This is a genomic window from Thalassotalea montiporae (assembly GCF_053485855.1).
The window spans coordinates 177,668-203,351 of record NZ_JBQRUO010000002.1; the positions used below are offsets into that span (position 1 = coordinate 177,668).

Below are 25,684 nucleotides of genomic sequence, written 5' to 3' on the forward strand. Positions count from 1 at the left end.
CCGTTTAATAAGTTATAGTATTGATATTTAACTCGGTACAGGTTTTCCCTACCAATTGGTATAACGACCGAGGTATTAGCCAATTAATTCAGCTTATTTATATCTTTGTCTTTACCTATAGGCATAAAAAAACACCATGGCCGAGGCGCATGGTGTTTTTGTATTAACGTGTCGTTGTTATCTACAAAGCAAATTATGCTTGAGCGATTACAACAACTTTAACGTTAACGTCTACATCTGTGTGTAAGTGAAGTGCGATTTCGAATTCACCAGTTTCACGAATTGAACCGTGAGGCATGCGAACTTCTGATTTTACAACTTCAACACCAGCTTCAGTGATAGCATCAGCAATATCTTTAGTACCGATAGAGCCGAATAGCTTGCCTTCGTCACCAGCTTTAGAAGCGATAGTCACTTCTGCAAGCTCGGTTACTTTAGCAGCACGTGCTTCAGCAGCAGCTAAAGCTTCAGCTAGTTGCTTTTCTAAGTCTGCACGACGAGCTTCAAAGTGCTCAACGTTAGCTTTAGAAGCGAATACAGCTTTACCTTTTGGTAATAAGTAGTTACGTGCGTAACCAGACTTTACCGTCACCTTGTCACCAAGGCCGCCTAACTTGGCGATTTTGTCTAGAAGGATAACTTCCATCTTAATGCCCCTTTAGGTTACTTGTGTAAATCAGTGTATGGTAATAGTGCTAAGTAACGTGCACGCTTGATAGCAGTAGCTAGTTGGCGTTGGTATTTAGCGCTTGTACCAGTGATACGGCTAGGTACGATTTTACCACTTTCAGTGATGTAGTTTTTTAGTGTTGCGATATCTTTGTAATCGATTTGCGCAGCACCTTCCGCTGAGAAGCGGCAGAACTTACGACGTCTAAAAAAACGTGACATGGGATTTCTCCTAATCATTGATGTTGCTTACTGAGCAAACACTCAATTAAACAATCATCGAATCAAATCATTTCAATCTGTTGAGCATGCAAGGCAAGTACTGGATTTCCGGTTCTTGACTCGTGACGGTTAATAAAACCTGTCACTTGAATTTGCATGCCCTCAATTAATTCACTTGCTAATCGTTGTGACCATTCGCCTGTTGCGACCACTTTCATTCTAACGAATGCTTGTCGGTTTAAGCCATCTTCAACCTGAATTGAACGATGTTCGATACTAAACTGACAGTGGTGAACCCCCGCAGGGCTAGTTGATAATTTCAGTGGGCTTGCCACATTACCAACAAGAACGAAGCTGTTAGTCACGGATTACTAATTATTCAGCAGCAGCTTCTTCTTTCTTAGGAGCTTCAGCTGGCTTTTCAGTAACCTCTTTCTTAGCTTCGCGACGGTCATCTTTAGCAGTCGCCATAGGAGACGCTTCAGTTACCGCGCCTTTAGTGCGCATGATCATGTTACGTAGAACTACGTCGTTGTAACGGAAAGAAGTTTCTAATTCATCAATAACTGACTGAGGCGCTTCAACGTTCATTAAAACGTAGTGTGCCTTGTGTAGTTTGTTGATTGGGTAAGCTAATTGACGACGACCCCAGTCTTCAAGACGTGTGATTGAGCCTTCAGCAGCTGTGATCATGTCTGAGTAACGCTGGATCATGCCAGGTACTTGTTCACTCTGATCAGGGTGAACCATAAATACGATTTCGTAATGACGCATTACGAGCTCCTTACGGTTGTAGCCTCGTATCTGGCTCAGCCAACACCAGTGTTGAGGCAAGGAACAAAACTTGCGGCTGATTTAAGGTCGCGTATTGTAGGGAAAATAACCAAGGAAGGCAAGTACAGCGCGGCAAAAAACACGTGTTAATTACCGAATAGACAGCAACCCACTAACTATTAGCGTGACCTAAGGCTAACCCTTATTGATTACCGTGCAGTTTCTACCATTAGCTTTCGCTTGATAAAGCGCCTTATCGGCGCTGCTCATTAAGCCACTGGCGCTGCTTTGTTGATTAGGTACTAGTGAATATATGCCGGCACTCACGGTGACTGAAAAGTCATGTTGATTAAAATAAATTGTCGAGGAACTGATCTCTTCACGTAGCGCTTCTACTAGGCTAAACACGTCAGTTTGCTCGGTATCAGTAACGATAACCGCAAATTCTTCCCCCCCTATACGCGCAACAATGTCGGTATCTCGTTGGAATGTTGACTTCATCACGCTGGCAATGTGTTTAATGGTTTCATCACCCGCAGGATGACCATACTGATCATTCACTTTCTTAAAGTAATCAATATCAACGATTACAATCGACAAGGTTGTTTGTCGGCGCATATTTGCATCCCATGCATGTGCTAGATACTGATCAAAGTGGCGGCGGTTATATATGCCGGTTAACGCGTCTTTTATTGATAACTCTTTTAAGGTTTGCTTCTGAGTTAATTTTTCTAGGTATTCTTTGTTCAACTGTCGCCCTTGAAATAACATATAAATGCTGTAAAAAAACAGCATACCAACTTCAAGTTGAGCCACTACAGAGTCCGACATTAGCACCACAGTGATAATTGGAATCACCGTATTTGACGCCAGGTAGCCAGTGTACAAAGACTTATCTAGGGAATAAGTCACCGTTCCACTGCTTACTAACGCAAATATCGTCATAAAGACGTAGATAAATAAAGGCTCAAATTGTGGTTGCAACATAGAGAGCGCGAATACAGAGCTGAAAATAAGACAGGGCAGCAGCACACTTGCACGCAACAATAACCACCAAACTTTATGGCTATATTGCTTTAGTGATTTCGAGCTAAAGTAAAAGATAATACGAAAAGCGCCGAGCAAAAATAATGCGCCAGCAATGCCGTAAAACCATTCACTCTGCTCGCGATAAAAATCAGTGCCAATTCCTATCGCTAGCCAAGCTAATAAATAGATATAACATCCGTTAAGTGAACGTCGTTCAATATCTTGCTCAACTTGCTCAATCACTTGAGTAGTTGCCGGCGAATTATTTGAGGTCACTTATCGCTACCTATTTGACTAACAAGAAGAGATCTAAAAAAGCAGCCCATTGAGGCTGCTAGTGCATCGATACTGGTGCAATCACTAGGGCAGCTATGACAACTTGCAAAGCTACACTCAAGGGTCGCACGATATAATATAGTATTCAGCATAAAATCCTTTTCAATGCCACAAACTTTGTAAGGATAATAGGGAGCGCTGCTAATTAAAAGTATTTGTGTACAAAATCAGGGGGGCTGCTACTGTAGCTAGCATGTTTAGCTCAACTGCAAGCGCTCGTCAAAAACTTCAGGCAAAAATAAAAGCCGTTTTTTGTTAAACAGCTTTGTCGCAGGGAAAGGTTGTTCTAATTAGAGCCTTTACTTACCAAAACCACGCATTACGTTAACGGCTAGCCCCATCCACTTAGGCACAGCATAGCGCAGTTTAGGCTTGTCATGCTCGGCGGCTTTAACCATAGCATCAATAACAGGTTGAATATTGTCGTTCTGCATATTTAACACCGACTTCTGCTCTACTTCGGCAATATAATCTTTGTGATCTTTATAAAGCGAGTCAGGTTTCATCCAGGAGAATTTCTTCTCCATATTGGCTTCGTTAAAGCCAGTACCATATGGACCTGGCTCAATCATAGAAACATTAACACCAAATGGTGCCAACTCTTCTGACAAACCAGCGCCCGCGCTTTCTAGCGCGAACTTAGTCATCGAATAAGGCGACAAGAATGGCAGTGGAATACGACCAACTAACGACGTAACAATAATAATGGTACCTTTTTTCTTAGCCATCATTTTTGGAGCAGCCGCTTGAATCATGGCAATTGTACCGATGACGTTGGTTTCAAGGTTGTTGCGAATACGCTCTAATGGCACTTCCACTAACGCGCCACCTTCACCGATACCGGCATTATTGATTAACACATCAAGATCGAGCGATTTTACCTGTTCGACATCATCAGAGTTTGTAATATCAAGCTTAATAATTTGAAGCTCAACGTTTTGCGATTTTGAAAATTCAGTTAGCGACTCTGCTTGATTTTCATCGTAAGTTGCAGCGATAATTTGATGACCTCGTTTTGCCAATGCGATAGCAGTTTCGCGACCAAAGCCCGTTGCCGCGCCAGTAATTAGTATTTTCTTCATCAATTATTCCCAGTAACTTAATAACCTGAATATGTAGGCCACTAAATATTTCAATCTCAAATTTAAAACTGACATGAATAGTACGGCATATGCCGTGAAAGTTCAGCGATAAATCACATCACCAATCAATTATTCTCTATATAACTCAGCTAAATGGGCTTAGATATTATGCCCCACCAATAGTGAAGAGTTCAGCGCATACACCCAATGTATTAGCGTGTTCAGATAACGAACTGTTCTTGTGTAATTTTCACCCTAGCGAGTTTAGGGGCTAGTACTATATTTGAGCCGTTGATGAAACCTACAAGCCCATGAAAGCACTAGATTTTTGTTTGCCTAAACTATGTTTTTGTCGTACTGTTGTTGCCTGTTTGCAAAACATACACGTTTGCATACCAAGGAATGTTTTATAAGGGAATTATCATGAAAAAAGCGACCATAGGCGCAGCCATCGCAATAACAGGCTGCCTCATACTGCCCTACTTTGTTGGCAACTCATTTCAGACTTACCACCAAAACACCATTGCTTCGATAGAAAAAAATCCAGCTATTGCTGTTAAAGATTATCAATTTACTCGTAACTGGTTTAACGGCGAAGCAGTAACAACCTTGTCAATTGCCACACAAGCACCTGAAATGCCAACGGTTGATCTGGTATTAACAGAGTCGTTAACCTTTGGTCCTGTCAACATTTCTACAAGCGGGCTACAACTTTCATTGGTAAAATCGAAAGCAAGTTTCGATATTCCTCTTTTTGCCGCTCAACCCCAAATTGTTGAACAGCTCAATCAAAACATCAAAATAAGCTCTGTACTATCATGGTTAGGAAACTATTCGACTAGGCTAGAAACGCTTGCCTTTGATATCGACGAAGTCGACCAATCAGTGAATATCAGACCATCGCTTGGCGAGTTCACCTTAAGTGGCGACACATTAACCGGTGAATATGTTTGGCAAGGGCTGTCAATTAAAGGCCAAGGAAAAGCCCTTGAAGTACTGCCATTAACTTTCAAGTTAGATCAAACCTTGATTGCTGGAGATATGTACTCAGGTGATGCTGTTGCAATTGGCGACTTCAGTGTCAGTGTTGAACGCTTTTCGTTTGATAACAAAGCAAGCGGCCAGTCGGTGGCGATTAACAATATGTATATTGAGGGTAATACTACAGAGCACGACGACCTACTCGATCTGACATTAACCTATGGCGCAGATGAGATCACAGCCATGGACAAAAAGGTGACTGAAAGCAACCTAGTAGTTGCGATACGTAACCTTGATATTAAAGCAATTCAAGCACTTAATCGTGCATCGCAGTCTTTTAATGGTGATCCACAATCAGTAGCAACTCAACAGGCTTTGGCGAGCCTAATTCCAACTGCCATGGCGATGCTTGACCACAGCCCAGAAATCGCCATCGAAGAATTTAGTGTTGTAACTGAACACGGTAAATTAGCATCCAAAGCCAAATTAGACATTAATAAAGACTTGGTCGATATCAATAACCCAATGTCGGTCGTTGCGGCTATGAATGTGGTTGCTGATGGCGCAGGCCCAGAAGCTTTCTTCCAACAACTTGGCCTATCGCCAATGATTGATGGTTATGTACAGCAAGGCTTATTAACAAAAGATGAGGGTAAGCTGAGCTTTACCGCTAGCTTTGCACAAGGTCAGCTAAAAATTAATGACAAGGTAATGCCGCTTTAAGCTCTAAGCTCTTGAAACAAAAAAAGCCAGCCTGATTTACAAATCAGGCTGGCTTTTTTATTGTGGCTTGGACACCACTAAATCAGACTATGCTCGGCGCTGGCGGACAATTTCAAACAAACAAATACCCGTTGCTACTGACACATTTAAACTAGAGACACTGCCTGCCATTGGCAGCTTAACAAGCTGATCGCAATGCTCGCGCGTTAAACGACGCATCCCTTTTCCTTCCGCGCCCATCACCAGTGCCATTGGGCCATCGAGCTTAACATCGTACAAGCAGGTATCCGTTTCACCAGCCGTACCGATAATCCAAACCCCCATTTGCTGCAATTGCTTCATGGTGCGCGCTAAATTAGTAACCTGAACTAAAGGCACAGTTTCCGCCGCACCAACAGCAACTTTGCGCACTGTTGCCGTAATGCGCGCCGCTTTGTCTTTTGGCACAATGATCGCCTGAACACCCGCGGCATCGGCGTTGCGCAAACAAGCACCTAAATTATGCGGGTCAGTTACGCCATCAAGGATCAGTAAGAATGGCGACTCATCTTTGCGTTCGGCTTCAGTGAGAATGTCTTCCAAATCATTTTCGGTGTAGGTTTTTCCTGGCTTAACGCGTGCCACCACCCCTTGGTGTTGCTCACCGTCACTTTTATCATCAAGCACTTTGCGATGCACCAATTGCACAGGAATTCCATATTTTCGCGCCAAGTTGATAATGGGTAATAGACGCTCATCATCACGCCCTTTTAGTAACCACATTTCAACAAAGCGCTCTGGTGAGCGTTTAATGAGCGCGTTAACCGCGTGAATTCCTAGAACAATTTCTTCTTTTGCCATTCTTTTACCATTTCTTTGCCATTAGGCTTACTAAATTCTAATGTCTTAAGTGTTTGTTAATTAAATGATGTTAACTAAGTATTTTTGCTTAGCGTTTTTCGCCTAGCAGCCAGAGGCTCTGCCATATAAAACTATGACTTAGCGCGCTTGCGGGCATTTTTGCCAGGTCGAGATTTTCTCGCTTTGCGTTTTGCCGCTTTTGACTTTTCCTTTTTGGGCTGCTCGCTTTTTGCCTTAGCTTTCTTTAGCTTTTTGCCTGCGCTTTTGTCACCCTTGCGCTCTGGCTGGTAACTTACGCCGCCTCGGCCTTTCGCTTTCGCCTTGCCCTTGTCCTTCGTCGAACCACCACTTTTGTTTGCACCACGTAGAGGCTTGGCTCGCTTGATAACAGCGTCTTCACCGCAAAGGACGAGATCTATTTTCTTCTCATCCAGATTTACCGCTGCTACTTGTACTTTTAACACATCACCAACATGATAACGGGTATTCGTTTTCTCGCCAGTAAGGCACATACGAACGTCATCAAAGTGATAATAATCACGGCCAAGCGAGGTAATATGTACCAAACCTTCGATATGCAAGTCTGACAAGCGCACAAACATACCGAAGTTGGTGACGGTTGAAATCACACCAGTAAATTCATCACCGACATGATCTTGCATATATTCACATTTTAGCCAATCAGCAACATCACGGGTCGCATCATCTGCGCGGCGTTCTGTCATTGAGCAATGCTCGCCTAAGTTGACGACTTGTTCTTGTGAATAGCTAAAACAGCCAACATTCACTGGGCTGTTTTCTTGTGCTTCTAAAATCGCTTTGATAACACGGTGAATTACCAGATCTGGGTAGCGACGAATCGGTGATGTAAAATGGCTGTATGATTGCAGCGCCAAGCCAAAGTGACCAATATTATCGCTTTGATAAACCGCTTGTTTCATTGAACGCAATAACATGGTTTGGATCAGCTCTTGATCGGGGCGGCCAGCCACTTTTGCTAACACATCGCTGTAATCGCGTGGTTCTACCTCTTTAGAAACAGGCATCGCAATGCCTAGCTCCGCTAAGTAGCTAACAAAGTTTTTATACTTCTCTTCACTGGGTTTATCGTGCACGCGGAACAAACCTGGCATCGCGTGTTTTTCAACAAACTTCGCCGTGGCGACATTCGCCAAAATCATGCACTCTTCAATCATTTTGTGCGCGTCGTTGCGCACTAGTGGCAAAATGGCTTCTATTTTTTTGTCGGCGTTAAAGATAAAACGCGACTCTTCGGTTTCGAACGCGATCGCACCGCGATTTAGGCGCGCATCGTTAAGCGCAGTATAAAGCTTGTGTAACTCTTCTAATTCACTAACACGCGGCGCGTATTGCTCTCGTAGCGTCTCATCACCATCTAAAATGGCGGCCACTTTGGTGTAAGTAAAACGCGCGTGTGAGCGCATTACCGCCGGATAAAATTTGCTGCCAGAGAGCTTGCCACGCTCGCTAATGGTCATTTCACAGACCATACAAAGGCGGTCAACATCTGGATTAAGCGAACACAAGCCATTGGAAAGCTTTTCTGGCAACATCGGAATCACTTGGCTTGGGAAGTAAACTGAGTTACCACGGGCGATTGCTTCATCATCTAAGCCACTACCCGGTCGTACGTAATAACTAACATCAGCAATTGCCACCCACAAGCGCCAGCCACCAGACTTTTTGCGTTCGCAGTAAACCGCATCATCAAAATCGCGTGCGTCTTCACCATCAATAGTTACAAATGGCAAGTCGCGCAAATCGACACGCCCTTGTTTAGCAGACTCTTCAACTTCTTCGCTAAGCTCAGCTATTTCATCTGTTACCGCTTGCGACCATTGATGTGGCAAATCATGTTCGCGCAGCGCAATATCTATTTCCATACCTGGCGCCATGTGATCGCCGAGTACTTCAATGACTTTGCCGACTGCATTACTACGCTTACTCGGACGTTGCACCACTTCAACCACCACCACTTGGCCGTGGCGAGCACCGAGTTTGCCATCGGGCACAATCAAAATATCTTGGTTAATGCGGGCATCATCTGGCACAACAAAAGCCAAGTGATTTTCAACAAAAAAGCGACCTACAATTCCAGCTTTTCGCGGCTCGATGACATCGAGTATTTTAATTTCTTTGCGGCCTTGGCGATCGGTACGGTCAAGCAATATCGCTTCAACAATATCGCCGTGGATCGCTCGCTGCATTTCATGTGAGGAAATAAAAAAGTCTTTGCCTCCAGTATCTGGAGCAAAGAAGCCGTAGCCATCGCGATGGCCAATGACCCTGCCAGTCAGCTTGGCACTTTGATCAGCAATTACGTATTGCTTAAATTTATTGAACGTCAGTTGACCAGCATTTTCCATGGCTCGCAAACGACGCTTCACCCCGATTTTGCGATCTTCATCTTTGCCATAACCTAGCTTTTTAACGATGGCGCTAAACGTCATAGGTACTGCAGATAGTTTGATGAGTTCTAACAGGTGTTCACGGCTGGCGACAGGCTTTTCGTATTTATTAGCTTCACGCTCTAGGAATGGGTCTTTTGGGCTCACATGAAATGCTCAGGATTTTTTTTGTAGTATAACCTGTGTTGAACACTTCTAGTGAGCTATTTAGCTTATTTTGTGCAAAAGCTCATGCTAAAAGTTTGTACTAAAGTCAGTATTTTATTCGTTTAGCTTTGGCGACAATATGTTCCGGCATTTTATTCGCGAGTTTCGCTAACGACATACTGATGCGCTTATGCACCTTTTTATCATCAGTTACTGCGTGATGTAACTGTGAGTATAGCTCTGGAAAATCTAGCGGGCTGCCATGACCTTGATTGTAAATATCGGCTAGGCGCAATTGCGCTTTTAAATTGTTCGATGCAGAAGCCGCTTTTAAATACATAATGGCTTTGTTTAAATCAGGCTGCATAAACTTACCAACATGGTGATAACGGCCAAGCTGCTCTAACCCTTCAGGCAGCCCTTGATCGGCAGATAGCTGCATGTAGTAAAGACCAAGTTCAATATCTTTTTCAATGCAAACGCCAAAAGCCAGCATATCGCCCCATAAAAATTGATACGATGGTAGTTTTGCCTTCACAGCACGTGCTTCAATATCTTGCACAAGCTGGCACTCGTCTAACACCACTTGACTCAAATGTTTATTTTCTTTGATTAAATCAAGTAATTGATTGTCGGTATAAATTTGTACCGCTTCAAAGCTTTGTGCCTTGCTTGGCAACGTAATTAGCCAAGATAGCGCCACAATAAATAGAATAAAACAAAATCGCATTGTCAAAAAAATCAACCTACTTACCATTTAAATTACTAGTCGGAGATGCAGTACCGAATATTAATCAGTTGCCCACTTGGTTTACATATGCTTAAGCATGTCGTTAAACCAATAGCCCTGCCAATACTGCAAAGTATTGCCGCCTTAACTTCCGTTATCGGCAACAACAAATAAAGTCTTAGTCATAGCTAATTTATACCTCGCAATGGTGCTACCACGTAGCTGCATTCTATGTGCCAAGAAACCACTACACTAGTTGCGATACTTACCGCGCCAAAAACATGGCGAACAATACTGTGGAACTCAACTGATAAGCTAAATAAAGCAATTTAGATACCAGTGTCACAAATCCCAATTTCTGGTGATTTTTCGCTTGCCTCATGCGCAAGAATTCTTAACAATTACAAAGTAGAAAAATAGTCGAGTGGACATCTATGTCATCAATACAGCAGTTAATTGAAAACTCCAGAACCAATGAAGCAATCGCTAAAAAACTGTTTGAAATTGAAACAGAAATTCTTAGCTGCTCATCAAGCAAAGAGTTATTGCAAACACTACTGACATTGATAAAAAACAAGTTCCAACTGCATGATATTCACCTACTGCTGATTGATCCTCCACCGCTCAGCTATATGTTAAGCCAAGTGGCTCAAACCGACTGGCACAAGCAGCATACCCGTCAAATTAGTGCCGAACGACTAGCGCTATTCCATGGCGACGAAAAACCATTGCTAACCAATCAGCTGGCAGAACTTGACTGTATTTTACCAACAAGTTTATTCGAAGGGGCAAAATCTGCCGCTTTTATTCCGGTAAAATTAGAAGGAAAGCTGTTTGGTAGTTTGCTGTTAACCGATCGTAGCAGCGGACGGTTTGCACCGGACTTAGGGACAATTCACCTTGAGCAGCTAGCGGTTAAAGTCAGTCTTTGTTTATCTAATGTACTGATTCGTGAACAACTCGAATATATGGCAAATTATGATCGCCTAACCGGCGTTGCCAATCGTCGCTTAATGGAAGTGACAATTACCGAAGAGTTAAGCCGACAAAAGCGCTACAACACGCCATTTTCATTGCTATTTATCGACTGTAATAAATTTAAGCAAATCAATGATACTTATGGGCACGATTGTGGTGACAAAGTGCTGGTTTATGTTGCTAGCCAAATTAAAGAACTGATTCGCGATACTGATCATTGCTTTAGATATGCTGGCGATGAATTTGTCATTACGCTTGCCAACCAACGCCAACACGAAGCCGACCAAGTTGCACAGCGACTAGTCAGTTTCTTTGCGAATCATCAAATGCGTTACCAAAATAAGTTGCTGCCGGTTACTATTAGTTGTGGTGCTATTCAAAGTAATGGTGAACAAACAATGGATGACCTTTTAAAGCTGGCAGACCAAGCCCAATATCGCCACAAAGCAACACACCAGATTCACTCTTAATTCATATCTTTCAACCAATTACATGGCTTATTAAATAGCTTTTCCCTGCGCTAACGGACAGCCCAGCGCTAATAGGCTAGCCCTACTTTATCACTTGCTTTTTACACGCGTATCACTGGCTTGATACTGATCATAAATACTGATGATTCGGCCACCTCCTAAAATTGCAAAGCCCCCCTTGACGTCTACACTTAACATTAACACCACTGGCTGGTTACTTATGCTTGATTGTTCGACTAAATAGATAAAACGGAATAGCAGTAAATGATTATTGAAGTAGGGATAACCAAAATAAAACTGGGACAATATATTGTTGATATTGTTGAACAAACGGGCACCTATCAACTAAAAGGTCCTGGCCATGTTAAGTCGCAAGCGATCATTGATCATCTCGCTAATCACGGCGTTTCCAGTGTTCTAATTGACACTAGCAAGTCACTAGTTATCAAAAATTCAGACAATGGTGACATTCAGTTTACCCGTCCTGAACAAACTGACACTTATATAGAACCACTGGCCTTCGAAATCAGTCAAGCAAAAGCCCTATTTTCCCATTCAAAAAGCATTCAACGACAAATGTTGCGCAATATCATGAACGATATTGACGTCGACCTTGCGCCTGTTAAAGAGGTAACCGATGACGCTGTAGAGGCAGTGTTTAAAAATCCAGATGCATTAGCCTGTGTACTCAATATCCGCATTAAAGATGACTACCTGCTGGAGCATGCCGTTTCTGTATCTATTTTGATGACCATATTTTGCCGTCATTTAGGCATTGAAAAGCGTTTAGCGAAAGAGGTTGCTATCGGCGCTTTTTTACACGACGTTGGCAAAGTTAAAATACCTGATGAAATTCTCAATAAACCCGCCAAATTAACACCTGAAGAGTTTGCGGTAATGCAAACCCATGTCCAACATTCAATTGACATCATTAATAACATTGCTGGTATTTCAGATTTAAGCATGGAAGTCGCTGCCCTTCATCATGAAAAGCTCAATGGCTCAGGCTATCCATACCAATTGGCGGCTGATGATATTTCAATGTACGGCAGAATGATCACTATTTGTGATATTTTCGATGCGCTTACTGCCAATCGAGTCTACAAGGCAGGCTACTGCCACATTAAAGCATTTAATATTTTAAGAAAACTGGCTAAAGATGGGGAGCTTGATCAAATTCTGGTTGATCAATTTATCCGCTGCATGGGGGTTTACCCGATAGGCTCCCTAGTGGAATTAAACGCCAATCGCTTAGCCATTGTTGAAGCAAGAACCGATGACCCAACCCGTCCGAAAGTTCGCTCGTTTTACGACATCGATCATCGCCACTACACCATGGCTGAAGATATTGATTTATCGAACACTGAAGGTATTGTGATTAAGAGTGTGCGGGCTGATGATTTTAATCTAGAAATGAATAAAATTGTCGAGTTTTTAATGCTGCAAGGCTAACGCATTAAAAATAGATATTAGACAAGTGAAACACAAGCCAAGTAGCGACTTAGCTTGTGTTAACAAACATTAGATATTTTAAGCGGAATTAATCCTAATTCAGCTAATCCAAGGTAAAGTTAGCAACTAATTTGTTCAATTTTCTTGCCATTTCGTTTAATTGTTGACTGTCATCAGCCATTTCATTGAGGCTAGATGAATTATGCTGCGCGACTTCCGCAATGGCTGCTACGTGCGGCGTTATTTCACCAACCACGTTAGACTGCTCTTCTGTTGCTGAAGCTATTTGGAAGTTCATCTCATTGACTTGCGCCATGTTGCCAACAATTTCTTCCAAGTGCTCACCTGACTTAGTCGCTTGTGCCAAGCTCGAATTACTCAGTTCAACGGATTGCGCGATAGACTCAACTACCACTTGGGTTTGCTCTTTAAATGACTCAATCGTGGTTTTTATTTCCTCTGCCGACTGGTGACTGCGAGACGCAAGGCTACGCACTTCATCAGCAACCACGGCAAAACCTCGACCATGCTCACCTGCGCGAGCTGCCTCAATCGCTGCGTTTAATGCTAATAAGTTAGTTTGCTCTGACACCGAACGAATCACTTCCAAAATAGCGTCAATCGATTCGGTGTTATCGGACAACTTATTAACTAAGTCGGTAGTTTCGGCTAACTGTGAGGTTGTACTATTCACTGTCGCTAAGGTTTCCACCACTGACTCTGTACCTTGATTCGCTAAATCCTCAGCGGCTTTCGAGTAGTCAGCAGCTGACTGGGCATTATTGGCAATTTCTTTTGCAGTAACCCCCATTTCATCAATTGCCGTAGCGACTTGCTCGGTGTTTTGTGTTTGCACTGAAAGCTCGTCAGTCATCTCAGCAGTTTTAACATCTACATGACTAACCGAACTTTGTAATTCATCTGCAGCACGAGAAACCTGACGTAAAATATCAGCTAGGTGCTCAACAAAGTTGTTGTAGCCGCGTGCCATTCGACCAACTTCATCAGTTCTAGACTCGTCTAAGCGAATCGTTAAATCACCACCACCTTGGCCAATTTGCTCTAGTAATTTAGTCATGTCGCTAAACGGTGAAATAAGGCGCGTGATTACTAGCGTAACAAATACTAGAAATACCACAGCGATGATAACGCCGAGTAAAACAAGCGAGTAGGTTAGGCTATCAAGTTGCCCGAAAACGTCGTCATAAGGCACGTCAGCAACAATATACCAGCCAAGATCAGCCAAGTAGCTGCTGGCTAATAAACTATGGTGCTCAGCATTGCTTAGTTCATAACTGGCAAATACCTGTTTCGTAAGAAGTGCCGATTTGTCTACGCCAATGTGCGAGAAATAATTTTGGCCAACCTTGTCGGAATCTGGGTGCGCAGCAATCTTACCTTCGCCGTCAACCAAAAAAACGATGCCCTTTTCGCCAATTTTATATTGTCTAATAAGCTCAGCCATACTATCGACAGCAAAACCGACACCTGCAAGCGCTTTAAACTGACCATCAATTTCAACACGGTAGTTTACAAACAAGGTCATTTTGCCATTCGCTTCGTCAATATTAATGACCACAGCAAAGGGCTTACCACTTGCTTTAAAACCATAGAACCAAGAGAAGCCAGGATCATTGGAGGTAACTTTCGTTAAAATGCCATCTGCTGTGTAATAGTTGCCCGTAATGTCTGAAATATAGAACGAAGAGGTTGCATTAAACTCTTCTTTAATCGCTTTTAGGTAGTTAGACAACTTAGCACTGTCTTGCTCACCGCTCGCTAAAAATTGTTTGTAATCTGGATTTGTTGCCAACACGCGAGAAACAGCAATTGGGCGCTGTAAGTCAGTATTAATGCTGTTAGCTACCTCCCCCATTACCGCAGGCATTTGCTTATCTACTGTGTTAGACAGCACAATATCTCGCGTGTTAATAATGCTAAAAGTACTAACAAGCGCAATGGCTAAAACAATTACGATTGCTGACGCTGCAACAACTTTAGAACGAATATCAAGTTTCATTGATTCCCTATTACATTTTTAAATGGGCTAGTGGCTAATGCCAATATGAGTGATTTGAGTGAACAGTTTTCTCGGCTTAACGATCGAAAACCGACATAGTAAGTGCAATAAGCCAGCTATTCCTTCATAGTAAGTGCAATAAGCCAGCTATTCCTTATTGCCTGCCGCACATTTTTTAAACTGTTCTGATGAATTTCGCGCGCATTATAAAGCAGTGAACCTACAGTGCAATCACAACCTTTAACCAGTTACAGCAAATTAACAATTTTGCAAACTCTCGTTACGTTATTCCAACAGTACATAATTAAGCTTATAGGCCTAATATTTAGTTGCTAGGGCATTAGGTTAAAGATCACTTAAAGCCAAGCGGCGAAAGGTAAAAGTCCTGTATCTATAGATCGGTAGTTAGCCTCAGAAATATAGGATTTACCAGTAAGCTAGATTCAAAGTTAAAGCGCTTATTATGAATAAAAAACTAAAAAGCCTAGTTCTTGTCTCGGCCTAGTTTTAACAATTTAACTTGGTGGCTTCAGCTTTAATTTATAGCCTTAAATACTAGGGCGTGTTGATCTTTCAGGGTTGTTTTTGCAGTAGTCTGTTTGGGTTTTATACTAGGCGGCACTTGTGCAGTGTAGTCATTCTCCATAAATAAGTGCCAACACAGTAGAAAATTCAAACAGACGCTGCCCTGCGGGTTCGCCTAAACGCTTCCTGCTCATTGTTGCTCGCTTTTTACATACGACTGCATGGATGCAGGAGGTAGAGCGACTCAGGAGACAAAGCCGAGAACGACTATGCGACAAAGCGAGCGCCGCGATCAGAAAGCGTTTAGGTTGAACAAAATTCAATCTCGAAAGATCAACACGCCCTAGATTAAAGAGCATAATTACTCTTTAATCGAATGCGCTGGGATTGCAATCGTCATCACGCTATCACCTTTTCGAATCGCAGGCCCTTTTAAGCCGTAAATACCATAACCACTCACAGGTGCTTTAACTTGCTCAAGCTCATTGCCAAAGTAGTCTTTAAGCACTCCTAGCACCTCGCCTTTTTCAATAAAACGCCCTTTGGCGTGTGTCGGGAACCACAGCCCTGCATGTTTTACAGGTACAGATTTAGTGTTATCAAAGTAGCGAAGTGACTTGCTTGTTTTAGAATTTGGCTTAGTTTTGTCAATGCCCATAACGTTTAACGTTGCCGATAAGCCCGCAATCATCGCAGTTACTTGCTCTGGCGTGGCAGTGCCATGTTCACCAATTTCCACTAAAATCGTTGGAACTTTGGCAGCTACCCCTTGGCGGTTAAGCGAGCGGCGGGTGTCCACCTGCTTCTGGGTATTCATTTTATAACGCACCACATTAGGGAAGTTAAACGCTTCGGCAACCGCTAATGCTTGCGGGTAGTCACTGGATAGTGGTCCGCCATAGACGCCGATAAAAGGTGCTAGCCATTCACCACCGTCACCACTGTGTAAATCAATTAAGAAGTCCGCTTTGGCGACCACTTGCTGTGAAATCGCCCACGCAATACGCTCGGTTTGGCTACCATCGGGTTTGCCCGGAAAGCTGCGGTTGAGGTTTTTACGATCATGTGGATTAACATAGATAGAGCGACTTTCAAATGCTGGTACATGGGCAACACGCACGACAATAACTGAGCCATGCATATTTTCTGGGTTTAGCGTTTTTAGCCATTTTTCAACTGCCAAAATTGACGTGTATTCATAGCCGTGAACGCCAGCCACAGCAGCCAGAACAGGCCCTGGGTGTTTGCCATGAACAACGGTTACTGGAATAAAAGTTGCGCCGTCTTTATCACCTGCTGGGATATCAAATTTTATATCCACTTTGCTGCCTACCGTTACTTGCTGACCACCAACGACAAGCGACTGATTGTTATATGAGCCTGCTTTAACTTCAGCCATAGTATTAGCGTTTACGTGAGACATTAGCGTTAATACTAAGCCGATGATGAGTAACCCTATTTTCATTAATTTTTACCTAACCCTTATTCTCTATTTTCGTATCTAAACTTATTTTTATATCCAAGTGCTCTAGCTCGGTATCTGAGTTCATTGTTGAGCAAATCTATTGAATTCTTGGCCGCTTCTACGTGGCTTTGTGCCAAGTCATCCCATTATTCAATCGCTAACAAGTCATTCACAATACAATCACAATGAATCACCGAGCGTTTTCAACCCTTTTCAACCCGAAGTGATGATTTATTACACGGAAAGTTTCACGGCGTGAATTTATGCCGTTATCTGACTTGCAAACCACATTGTTACAATATTACAATCGCTAGCTTGCAAAACGTTATGTTATCACAAAGTAAACGCAAGGAATATCAATGCAACCAGAAATGGTAGTTGCTTCGTCACTGAATGTTCAAATTGGTGACCACAAAATACTCGACAATGTTAATTTTACGGTAAGAAAAGGTGAAGTTTTTGCGCTTTTAGGTGGTAACGGTGCTGGAAAGTCAACCACATTAAAAACGCTTCTAGGAACCATTAAGCCCACTAGCGGTCACGCCGAAATTATGGGTCACAGTGTAGTGACCGATATTAACCAAGTGCGTCGCAAGGTCGCCTACTTACCTGAATCGGTAATGTTATATGGTCACTTAACCGGCTATGAAAATATTGAGTACTTTTTATCGCTGGCAGGTATTTCTCGCTCAACAGAGGAAATCGCCCAAGCACTGAGCAAGGTGGCATTGCAAGAAAAAGCGTGGCATCGAGCGCTTTCAAACTATTCAAAAGGTATGCGTCAAAAAACCGCAATTGCCTTAGCACTGCTGCGAAATGCCCCTGTATTGTTCCTTGATGAGCCAACTTCGGGCTTAGATCCAAGTGCCATTGATGAATTCAACCAGCTGATCAGCAACCTTGCCAGTGAAGGCACCACAGTATTTATGGTATCGCACGATGTTTATGGCGCATGCCAAATCGCTCACCGCATTGGGTTGTTAGATCACGGTAAGATCGTCGGCATGTTTGAGCGCGAAGGCAACGAGCATATTGACACCGAAACTGTTCATGCGGCATTTGCTGCCCGTAACGCCAATAAAAGCGCGCAAGCAATTGGCAATGGGTAATAGATAATGAGAATAATTAAACAAATTATGCTCGACGAGTGGCGCTACTGGTGGCGTACCAAAGTCGCGACCACAGTCATGCTAATTGGCTTATTGCTGACCGTTGCAGCCATTATTGTTAACTCATTGGAAATTGAGCACAAAGCCCACCAACGTGAACACTTGCAACACACCGCAGAAGCGCGCTTTGTTGAACAACCAGATCGCCACCCACACCGCATGGTGCACTATGGTCACTACGTGTTTCGCACGCCATCACCACTGAGCATTATTGAACCTGGCGTTGACGCGTTTACAGGCACGTCAATTTTCCTTGAAGGTCACCGCCAGAACAGTGCCATGTTTTCTGATCAACGCCAATCGAGTGGTTTAACTCGCTTTAGCAGTTTATCACCGAGTTTTCTAATTCAAGTGCTTGCGCCGCTGTTTATTATTTTAATTGGTTACGCCAGCGTCAGCCGAGAAAAAGAAGCTGGCACGCTCAACATTATGATCACCCAAGGGGTGAACAAATGGCACCTTTTACTGGGCAAACTACTGGCACTCACCACCAGTGGTTTATTGTTGCTATTGCCATTGATTCTTGCCAGCAGTTTATTAGGCAGTAAAGAGTCAGGGCTTATTACAACCAGCTTTATTCTAGGTTACATGCTCTACGTGTTAGTTTGGAGTGCGCTGGTTGTTGCCATCTCAGCATTGGTGAACAAAAACAGTGTCAGCTTTACTAGCCTTATTGTCGTTTGGGTTGCGCTGGCTATTTTAGTACCGCGTATTGGTAGCTCTACTGCCGCCTCACTGGTGCCTTCACCAGGTAAATTAGAAGCTGATTTTGCCGTACTCGAAGAAATGCGCAAATTAGGTGACGGTCACAACGCTGCCGATCCTGCCTTTGAAAAGCTCAAAACCAATTTATTGGCAAAATACCAAGTCGATAGCATTGATAAACTGCCCGTTAACTTTCGCGGTGTGGTTGCCGAATACTCAGAGCAAAAGCAAGCCAAAGTATTAAATAAGTTTGCCGAGCAGCGTATGAGTGAAGAGCTGGAACAAGCGCAAATTGCTCGCCAGTTTGGTTGGTTGTCACCAACTGTTGCCATTCGTTCCTTGTCGATGATGATGGCAGGCACCAGCCTAGAAACCCATCACAGATTCCTGCGAGAAGCGGAAGCACTGCGTATCGACTTTGTGCAATCGCTTAACCGCGTGCACCGTGACAAGCTTGACTATCAAACCGACGTTAATCGCTACAAAGACGAAGAAACGGCGAAAAAAGCCTTAGTCGATGCGAGCAATTGGCAAGTCCTTGCTGATTTTGAATTTGCCCCTGAAAGCACTGCAAACCGCCTAGCGCAAAGTATGCCTTACGGCTTACAGCTGATTTTATGGTGTGTATTAGTTTGCCTGTTATTGGCAGTAGCGAGCAGAAGGATGGCGCAATAATGGCATTTAAACTTTTTACCTTCAGAAATGCTAATAGCTTCCTACGCGAAGCCTCATTTATCGCGAAACAACGCTATGTTTTGGTGTTTTTCACTATCGTTTTTGCCTTATCGGTATTTGCCGTTTGGTCTGGGGTCAAAGAAACCACAGCGCAAACGCAAACCATTGAGCGCTTGTTGGAAAAAGACCAAATAGACCGCGCCAATATGCTCGCTAAGCAAAAAGACTATGGCGGCGCAGCTTACTACAGTTTCCATTTAACCTATTCATCGCCGTCATCGCTTGCCTTTGCCGCCATGGGGCAGCGAGATATTTTCCCGTGGAAGCACCGCGTACGCATGTTGGCGCTGGAAGGACAAATTTACGAAACCGATGCCGACAATCCTGAACTGTCGTTTTTAGGGCGCTTTGATTTTGCTTTTCTAGTCAGTGTTTTACTGCCGTTATTTGTCATTCTCTTGTTGCATGATTTACGCGCCAGCGAGCGTGATGCGGGTCGTTACGACTTACTTGTCGTTACCGCCAAAAGCCAACGCCACCTTTGGGCGACACGTGCCTTAGTGTTAACCACAAGTCTGGCGTTAGCGGTATTACTACCATTTTTAGTGGGTGCATTCATTACCCGAGCACCGCTTGCCGATACGCTGTTAATGGCGCTCGTTGTAATCGCTCATTTAGGGTTTTGGCTAGTGCTTACGTACGTGGTCACTGGCTTGAAGTTTAATGCTAAACAAAGTGCCGCGCGTATTGCCTCTATGCTACTAGCGATTTGGCTAGTGTTTACTGTGCTGATCCCTGTTGGCAGTGATGCCGCCATTGACGAGTTAGTAGCAAGCCCAGCAGGCGGCGAAATTTCGCTTACCCAGCGTGAAGCGGTAAATGACGCATGGGATATCCCTTTTGAAGAAACTTGGCAACCTTTCCTTGCCAAACACCCAGAATGGGCTGATAAAACCGAGATGGAAAGCCGTTTTGAATGGAAATGGTATTACGCCTTCCAACAAGTAGGCGACCAAAAAGCAGCGGCACTTTCACAAGCCTATCGCGATGCGACTGAGCACAAAGATGCGTTAGCAGGTGCCGTCTCGTTTTTCTCACCGCCGATGCTCACCCAGCGTTTGCTATCAATGATTGCCGAAACGGACACACAATCATCGCTAGCTTACGAACAACGGGTGCGCGACTACCACGGTGAGCTGCGCCAGTTTTACTACCCATTGCTGTTTAACAAGGTGGCGTTTAGTCAGGAAGTGATGACCAAGCTGCCTCACTTTACTGAGGTAATGAGTAAAGAAGTAAAAAGTACTGAATCAAAATCAGCTGCAAACACCAAAACAGCAAGCAGCACACAAGGACAATAACAATGAACAACTCTCAACACTTTGCTTTTAAACCTAATGCTAAGTTGCTCGCACTTAGCATAGCCGCAGCACTGTCAACAACAGCAATTGCTGATGATGACATAGCTGGCATAGAACGCGTCATGGTGATTGGTAAAACCACAGAAGCACCAGCAGCGAACCTTGTCGGTAGTTACGAAATTATCGGTCGCGATCAGCTCGATTACTTGCGCGTTGACGACAATGTTGAGCTTTTTACCAAGCTGCCGGGCGTGTCGATTTCACGTTATAACCAAGGACCTATCAATGCCGATTTATCAATTCGTGGTTTTGATGGCGACGGTACCACGCCGCACGCTAAGTTGTTAATTGACGGTATTCCACAGAACTTGCACAACGGTTTTGGTGAGTTAGATCAGTTATTCTCACTTAACATTGACTCAATTCAAGCGTTCAAAGGCACTAGCGATGTACGTTACGGTTTATATAACTTAGCTGGTAACTACAATGTCTTTAGCCGCAAAGACACAGGCGTTTCTACTATCGATGCCACAGTCGGCAGTTTTGACACACGTGAATTACAAGGCTACACAGGCATTGAATCAGGCAAGCTAACTCATAACTACGCGTTCGGTTACCGCGAAAGTGAAGGTTATCGCGATAACACAGATCTAGAGCGCTACGCTGGCTCTGGTCGCTGGTTCTATGAACTAGACGCCAACACCACGATTGGCTACATCTTACGTTACTCGCATTTTGATGCCGATGCACCGGGTTACTTAACCAAAGAAGAGTCTCGCCGCAGCCCGCGTTCATCAGCCAGCTATGCCAGCGAAGATGGCGGCGATAAAACTGTTTTCCACAATAGCTTGCATTTAGATACCAGCATCGACAAATTGGACATTAGCGCAAAAACTTATTTCCAAACCTTTGAGCGCGAGCGTTGGGTACGCTTTAGCGAAGGTGGCTCGCTGGGGAATCGCTATGACGATCAAGAGCAGTTAGGTTTTATTCTCGACACGGTTTACAGCTTTAATGACGATTGGAGCTTGTTAACAGGGCTTTCTTACCAGCAAGAAGATGTGATTGAGCAACGCTTTGGCACTATCGGTCAACGCCGCGTGCGCGATACCAACAATGTTGTGCGAGATTTTGACTACACGCTCGACACTACGGGCTTGTATGCCTCTGTTGAACACCAAGTTAACAAGCAGCTGTCGATTACCGCAGGCGTTCGCGCTGACAAGTTAGATGGCGACTTCACCGCAACCAGCAGCGATGGCACGCAATCATCACGCGATATTTACTACTTTGATTGGATTGTTCAACCTAAGTTTAATGTCTTCTATCAAGCAACTGACAGCGTTGCCTTATTCTTTAACTACGGTGAATCTTTCCAGCACCCGTTTGGTTCTTCGCTATACACGAGCGGCGACACCAATGCTCGCGATATTTCCACCAACAACGGTTACGAATTAGGCACTAAAGTGAGCCTTGGCGATACCGCCAATGTGCGCTTATCACTGTGGCAACAAGATGCCGAAGACGAGTTTATTTCCGTTGATGGCGTGTCACAAAACGTGGGCGAAACCGAGCGCAAAGGCTGGGAGTTAGCGCTAACATGGGCAGCAACCGATATCATCGATGTGTGGGCAAACTACTCATCGGTTGATACCGAAATCGTTAAAACCAGCACCGCTGCCGCCGCTACCCAAGGTAACGAGCTGCGTAGTATTCCTGAATACACCGCATCAATTGGTATCGACGCGCAAATTACCGAGCAAATTACCGCCAGCGTGCACGTTGACAGCCAAGGGGATTACTACGTTAACGAAGCGAATTTAGGTGGTCAGTTTGGTGATTACACCATTACCAACGCCAGCATTGATTACGAATTTGATTGGGGCCTAGTGAGCTTAAACGCCAACAACCTATTCGATGAATACTATGAATACGTATTCGACTTTAGCTCAGACGGCACAGCGACAATTCACTCGCCAGCTGATGGCAGAAACTACTCGTTATCTGTTCGTTACTCGTTTTAGCTAAATAATTTAAGTAATTTAAGTAATTTAAGTAAACAAGCTAGCCGCGCTTACCTTGGTTATTCCAAGGCAGCGCGTCTAGTTTTTTGTATCAGAATTGAACTTGTTTACTTATTTTCATTTACTCTTCTTCGCTTGCGGCCAACAAGCCCGCTCGATAAATTGCCGCAACCACTGGCTCTAGTGATTCACCCAATTGGTTTTTGCCCACCACGCTATCTTCAATATTCATTAGTAATACAAAGCCCGTTTTCGTTGCAGGGTTGTATTGAAATGTCGCGTTTGTACCAGGGTCGCCACCGGTATGGCCGATAAAGCCACCGCTGCGAAACCAGAAGATGCCTAAATCTTCTGCCATAAAATCAGCCGTTTGAACTTGTGAGGAAAACATCATGTTGACCGATTCAGGCGTTAAAATTCGTTGGCCGTTTAAGGCACCACCTTGACTTAATGCCAACATCAATCGCGCTAAATCGTGTGCACTGCTATTTAGATCGCCATCAAAACGGGTTGGATAGGAATACTCAGGTATCGCGACTATCTCATCGTCTTCCGTTAGGGTGTAATGCGCTGCTTTTGGGTGTTCAGGATTGAGCTGACGATAATCCCAGTGGGTATTCGACATGCCCAACGCATCAAAAATATTAGCTTTCATATCAGCAGCAAAATCGATAGCAAGATAACGTTCAATGGCATAGCCTGCTAAACCTGCTGCCACGTTGGAATATTGATACAGCTGCCCTGGTGCAGCATCTAAAAATGGTGGCATAGGGTTTAGCTCATCTTGCTCGGTAAAGTAGCGATTAAAAAATACCGTGGAGTCGGTAGTGGTTTGCTGGGGACAAACGCCCTCAATAAACGCCGCATACAGAGATAAGTCAGTATTGTGAATATAGTAGCTGCACACATAAGCGGTACTATCAAAAATACCCGATGTATGCGTGACCAAGTGCTTCAAGGTAATAGGTGCAGCGCTTGCAGTGTCACTGGTTATATTGCTCACCGGAAATGGCAGGTTCATTTCGTTTAGCTGGGTGTCTAGCGTTAGTGCTTGTTGCTCAATTTTTTGCGCGATAGCCGTGGCCATCACCGCCTTGCTAATTGACCCAATATTGAAAGGCGTATTTTCTGTGGTAGAACTCCCACTGCCCAATTCAACTTTGCCATAACCACGTTCAAATACAATTTCCCCATCATGCACCAAAGCCACGGCAAGTGCCGGTATTCCCAAGCTGGCCTGTGCTTGACTTAGTTCAGTATCCAAGCCTTCCAAGTTCAATGCCTGCGGCACTGATCTTTCCAGTTCAACCAGAATGGCATCAATGGCGTTGTCTGAAACATAGTTAAAATCTTCAATACTGTACACAGGAACTTTTAGCGCTGGGATGACGCCTTGTTGCTCAACAATATCACCACTGGCATTACGATAGATTTGATGACTCAAAGTTCCCTGCCAACCGTTGGGCAACTTAAAATCAAGTGCGTCAGACAAAGAACCATGGGTAGGCTGGCCGACCATAGTGACCTGAGGTAAGCTACTTAGCGCTAGCGCCAGTACCTCCCCTGCACTCACATTTGATTGCCCGGTAATCACGTAAACTGGTTTAGTATATGGGTTTTCAGCCGCATCAAGGCGTAATGGTGTTTGCTCACTCGTGAACTGGCGATTGTCAATTTGTTTACTGGCAAAGGTTTTCGGTTGGGTATTAAAATAACTTGCGATCTTTTGCGAAACTTTATCAAAACCACCTTCATTTAGCCGTAAATCGACAATCAGTGCATCACTTGCCGATACCGCTAGCATCGCGTCATCCATTAATGATTCAGCAGCCTCAAGGTCTTTGTCTGCTTGCACTAAATCTGAAACAAAACCACTAGCCGTTTGCGACCCAGTCATTAAGTTTGATTCACGGGTAATACGCAAATAGCCAATGTTATTGTCCATAACGCCCCAAATCATGGCATCAGAATGTGGGTGCGATAGTAACTCATTACCCGAAAAGTACTGGCTTATCAGCGCTTCCCTAACGCTGACAATCTCGCGATAAGTAGGACTAAGCTGCGCTTGCACATCATCAACGCCTGACTTTACTAAATACTTCACTGTCTCACGCGCAAGACCCGCCAATTCACCGCCAGCAATATCAAGCGTTTGATCGTCAGTTAAAGTCACATGAACATCTTCAATATTAGACAACATTTCATCAAATATACTGGCTAGTTCAGCCGTTGATGTGCTGCTAGTGATCTGCGTGCGATATTGATTGTAAGCAGCCTGCCAATCTATCCCACGTTCAACAAAAAACGCATAGTAGTCATTAAAGTGGTGCCAAAGATATTCAAAATTATCAATAGCGTTATCCGTACTCTTTAAGGCATTGGCTGAACACATTGCTGGCAAAGTCGTGAGCTTGTCAAATGTCCAAGCTAACGTCGCATTATTGTTCAAGACAAGCGCTTGGCCTTCTATAGCAAGATAAGGTTCAAGGCCAGCAACCGCAGCTAAGTTTTGCTGTTCACTCTTTACACAACCAAACGAATTAAGGTTGTATTGGGTAAACTCGACATCAGTGAACTGCCAAACAATCCCGGTACCTGCTTGCTGCCAAACTCCGGCAAATTTAGCGAGCGCTGAGGGCGTTGCGGTGTCATCAATCGGTGAATCTTGGTCTGAGCTACCACATCCAGACAGTGATACAGTAGCTGCAGTTACGCTCGCCACCAAAAACTGCTTTAAAAACTTACGTGAAATTTCCATGGTGTATACCTGTTTGCTTTCATCAAGTTAACTAAAAATTGAGTGATAAGTCGTTACGTGAAGTCGATAACGAATCGCAGCTAGGTTACAGATAGGGGACGTGAATTTATGTCGTGTTTA

The 25,684-nt window shown here is 43.9% G+C and carries 19 protein-coding genes; 7 read left to right on the top strand and 12 right to left on the bottom strand.

Annotated features, from left to right (window positions below; all coding sequences use genetic code 11):
- Nucleotides 1-193: 193 nt before the first annotated feature.
- The 6 genes from rplI to ACSLUR_RS07440 all read right to left on the bottom strand — a co-directional run bounded on the left by rplI (nt 194) and on the right by ACSLUR_RS07440 (nt 4,112).
- Complete coding sequence (gene rplI, locus ACSLUR_RS07415) at nt 194-646, bottom strand: 50S ribosomal protein L9 (RefSeq protein WP_116001468.1); 453 nt, start codon at nt 644-646, stop codon at nt 194-196.
- 17 nt (nt 647-663) lie between these two features.
- Nucleotides 664-891 (bottom strand): 30S ribosomal protein S18, encoded by a 228-nt coding sequence (gene rpsR, locus ACSLUR_RS07420; protein ID WP_116001469.1) that lies wholly within the window; start codon nt 889-891, stop codon nt 664-666.
- 62 nt (nt 892-953) lie between these two features.
- A complete protein-coding gene (priB, locus tag ACSLUR_RS07425) occupies nt 954-1,256 on the bottom strand; it encodes a primosomal replication protein N (protein ID WP_116001471.1) in 303 nt (100 codons plus the stop codon).
- 10 nt (nt 1,257-1,266) lie between these two features.
- Entirely contained in the window at nt 1,267-1,665 is a 399-nt protein-coding gene (gene rpsF, locus ACSLUR_RS07430; protein ID WP_116009229.1) for a 30S ribosomal protein S6, read from the bottom strand.
- Nucleotides 1,666-1,860: 195 nt separating this feature from the next.
- Entirely contained in the window at nt 1,861-2,970 is a 1,110-nt protein-coding gene (locus ACSLUR_RS07435; RefSeq protein WP_448553240.1) for a GGDEF domain-containing protein, read from the bottom strand.
- Nucleotides 2,971-3,329: 359 nt separating this feature from the next.
- Nucleotides 3,330-4,112, bottom strand: coding sequence for an SDR family NAD(P)-dependent oxidoreductase (locus ACSLUR_RS07440; protein WP_448553242.1), 783 nt, complete (start codon nt 4,110-4,112; stop codon nt 3,330-3,332).
- Between the two features lie 423 nt (nt 4,113-4,535).
- Here ACSLUR_RS07440 and ACSLUR_RS07445 point away from each other — a divergent pair, with 423 nt between their 5' ends.
- Complete coding sequence (locus ACSLUR_RS07445; protein ID WP_448553244.1) at nt 4,536-5,816, top strand: DUF945 family protein; 1,281 nt, start codon at nt 4,536-4,538, stop codon at nt 5,814-5,816.
- A gap of 87 nt (nt 5,817-5,903) precedes the next feature.
- On the opposite strand, the gene rlmB is transcribed toward ACSLUR_RS07445, so the two are convergent.
- The 3 genes from rlmB to ACSLUR_RS07460 form a co-directional block, all read right to left on the bottom strand.
- Nucleotides 5,904-6,656: a 23S rRNA (guanosine(2251)-2'-O)-methyltransferase RlmB gene (gene rlmB, locus ACSLUR_RS07450; RefSeq protein WP_116001481.1), complete on the bottom strand. Its 753-nt coding sequence runs from the start codon at nt 6,654-6,656 to the stop codon at nt 5,904-5,906.
- Nucleotides 6,657-6,787: 131 nt separating this feature from the next.
- On the bottom strand, nt 6,788-9,232 hold the full coding sequence (gene rnr, locus ACSLUR_RS07455) for a ribonuclease R (RefSeq protein ID WP_448553246.1): 2,445 nt from the start codon (nt 9,230-9,232) through the stop codon (nt 6,788-6,790).
- Nucleotides 9,233-9,338: 106 nt separating this feature from the next.
- Complete coding sequence (locus ACSLUR_RS07460) at nt 9,339-9,962, bottom strand: tetratricopeptide repeat protein (protein WP_448553248.1); 624 nt, start codon at nt 9,960-9,962, stop codon at nt 9,339-9,341.
- Nucleotides 9,963-10,396: 434 nt separating this feature from the next.
- On the opposite strand from ACSLUR_RS07460, the gene ACSLUR_RS07465 reads away from it, so the two are divergent.
- Together ACSLUR_RS07465 and ACSLUR_RS07470 are read left to right on the top strand one after the other, a co-directional pair.
- Nucleotides 10,397-11,410 (top strand): DUF484 family protein, encoded by a 1,014-nt coding sequence (locus ACSLUR_RS07465; protein WP_448553250.1) that lies wholly within the window; start codon nt 10,397-10,399, stop codon nt 11,408-11,410.
- Nucleotides 11,411-11,674: 264 nt separating this feature from the next.
- Nucleotides 11,675-12,862, top strand: a complete 1,188-nt coding sequence (locus ACSLUR_RS07470; RefSeq protein ID WP_448553252.1) for a cyclic di-GMP phosphodiesterase — start codon at nt 11,675-11,677, stop codon at nt 12,860-12,862.
- 103 nt (nt 12,863-12,965) lie between these two features.
- Here ACSLUR_RS07470 and ACSLUR_RS07475 read toward each other — a convergent pair whose 3' ends face one another.
- Nucleotides 12,966-14,882, bottom strand: coding sequence for a methyl-accepting chemotaxis protein (locus tag ACSLUR_RS07475; protein ID WP_448553254.1), 1,917 nt, complete (start codon nt 14,880-14,882; stop codon nt 12,966-12,968).
- A gap of 886 nt (nt 14,883-15,768) precedes the next feature.
- Nucleotides 15,769-16,872 (bottom strand): succinylglutamate desuccinylase/aspartoacylase family protein, encoded by a 1,104-nt coding sequence (locus tag ACSLUR_RS07480; RefSeq protein WP_448553256.1) that lies wholly within the window; start codon nt 16,870-16,872, stop codon nt 15,769-15,771.
- 359 nt (nt 16,873-17,231) lie between these two features.
- Here ACSLUR_RS07480 and ACSLUR_RS07485 point away from each other — a divergent pair, with 359 nt between their 5' ends.
- From ACSLUR_RS07485 to ACSLUR_RS07500, 4 genes are read left to right on the top strand one after another with little or no spacing between them, the layout of a single operon-like run.
- Nucleotides 17,232-17,981: an ABC transporter ATP-binding protein gene (locus tag ACSLUR_RS07485; RefSeq protein WP_448553258.1), complete on the top strand. Its 750-nt coding sequence runs from the start codon at nt 17,232-17,234 to the stop codon at nt 17,979-17,981.
- 6 nt (nt 17,982-17,987) lie between these two features.
- Nucleotides 17,988-19,421, top strand: coding sequence for an ABC transporter permease (locus tag ACSLUR_RS07490; RefSeq protein ID WP_448553260.1), 1,434 nt, complete (start codon nt 17,988-17,990; stop codon nt 19,419-19,421).
- Nucleotides 19,421-20,782, top strand: coding sequence for a DUF3526 domain-containing protein (locus ACSLUR_RS07495; protein ID WP_448553262.1), 1,362 nt, complete (start codon nt 19,421-19,423; stop codon nt 20,780-20,782). The genes ACSLUR_RS07490 and ACSLUR_RS07495 overlap by 1 nt, the downstream gene beginning before the upstream one ends.
- 2 nt (nt 20,783-20,784) lie before the next feature.
- Nucleotides 20,785-22,806, top strand: coding sequence for a TonB-dependent receptor (locus ACSLUR_RS07500; protein ID WP_448553264.1), 2,022 nt, complete (start codon nt 20,785-20,787; stop codon nt 22,804-22,806).
- A gap of 121 nt (nt 22,807-22,927) precedes the next feature.
- Here the strand turns inward: ACSLUR_RS07500 and ACSLUR_RS07505 are convergent, their stop codons facing one another.
- On the bottom strand, nt 22,928-25,564 hold the full coding sequence (locus ACSLUR_RS07505) for a serine hydrolase (RefSeq protein WP_448553266.1): 2,637 nt from the start codon (nt 25,562-25,564) through the stop codon (nt 22,928-22,930).
- Nucleotides 25,565-25,684 lie beyond the last annotated feature (120 nt).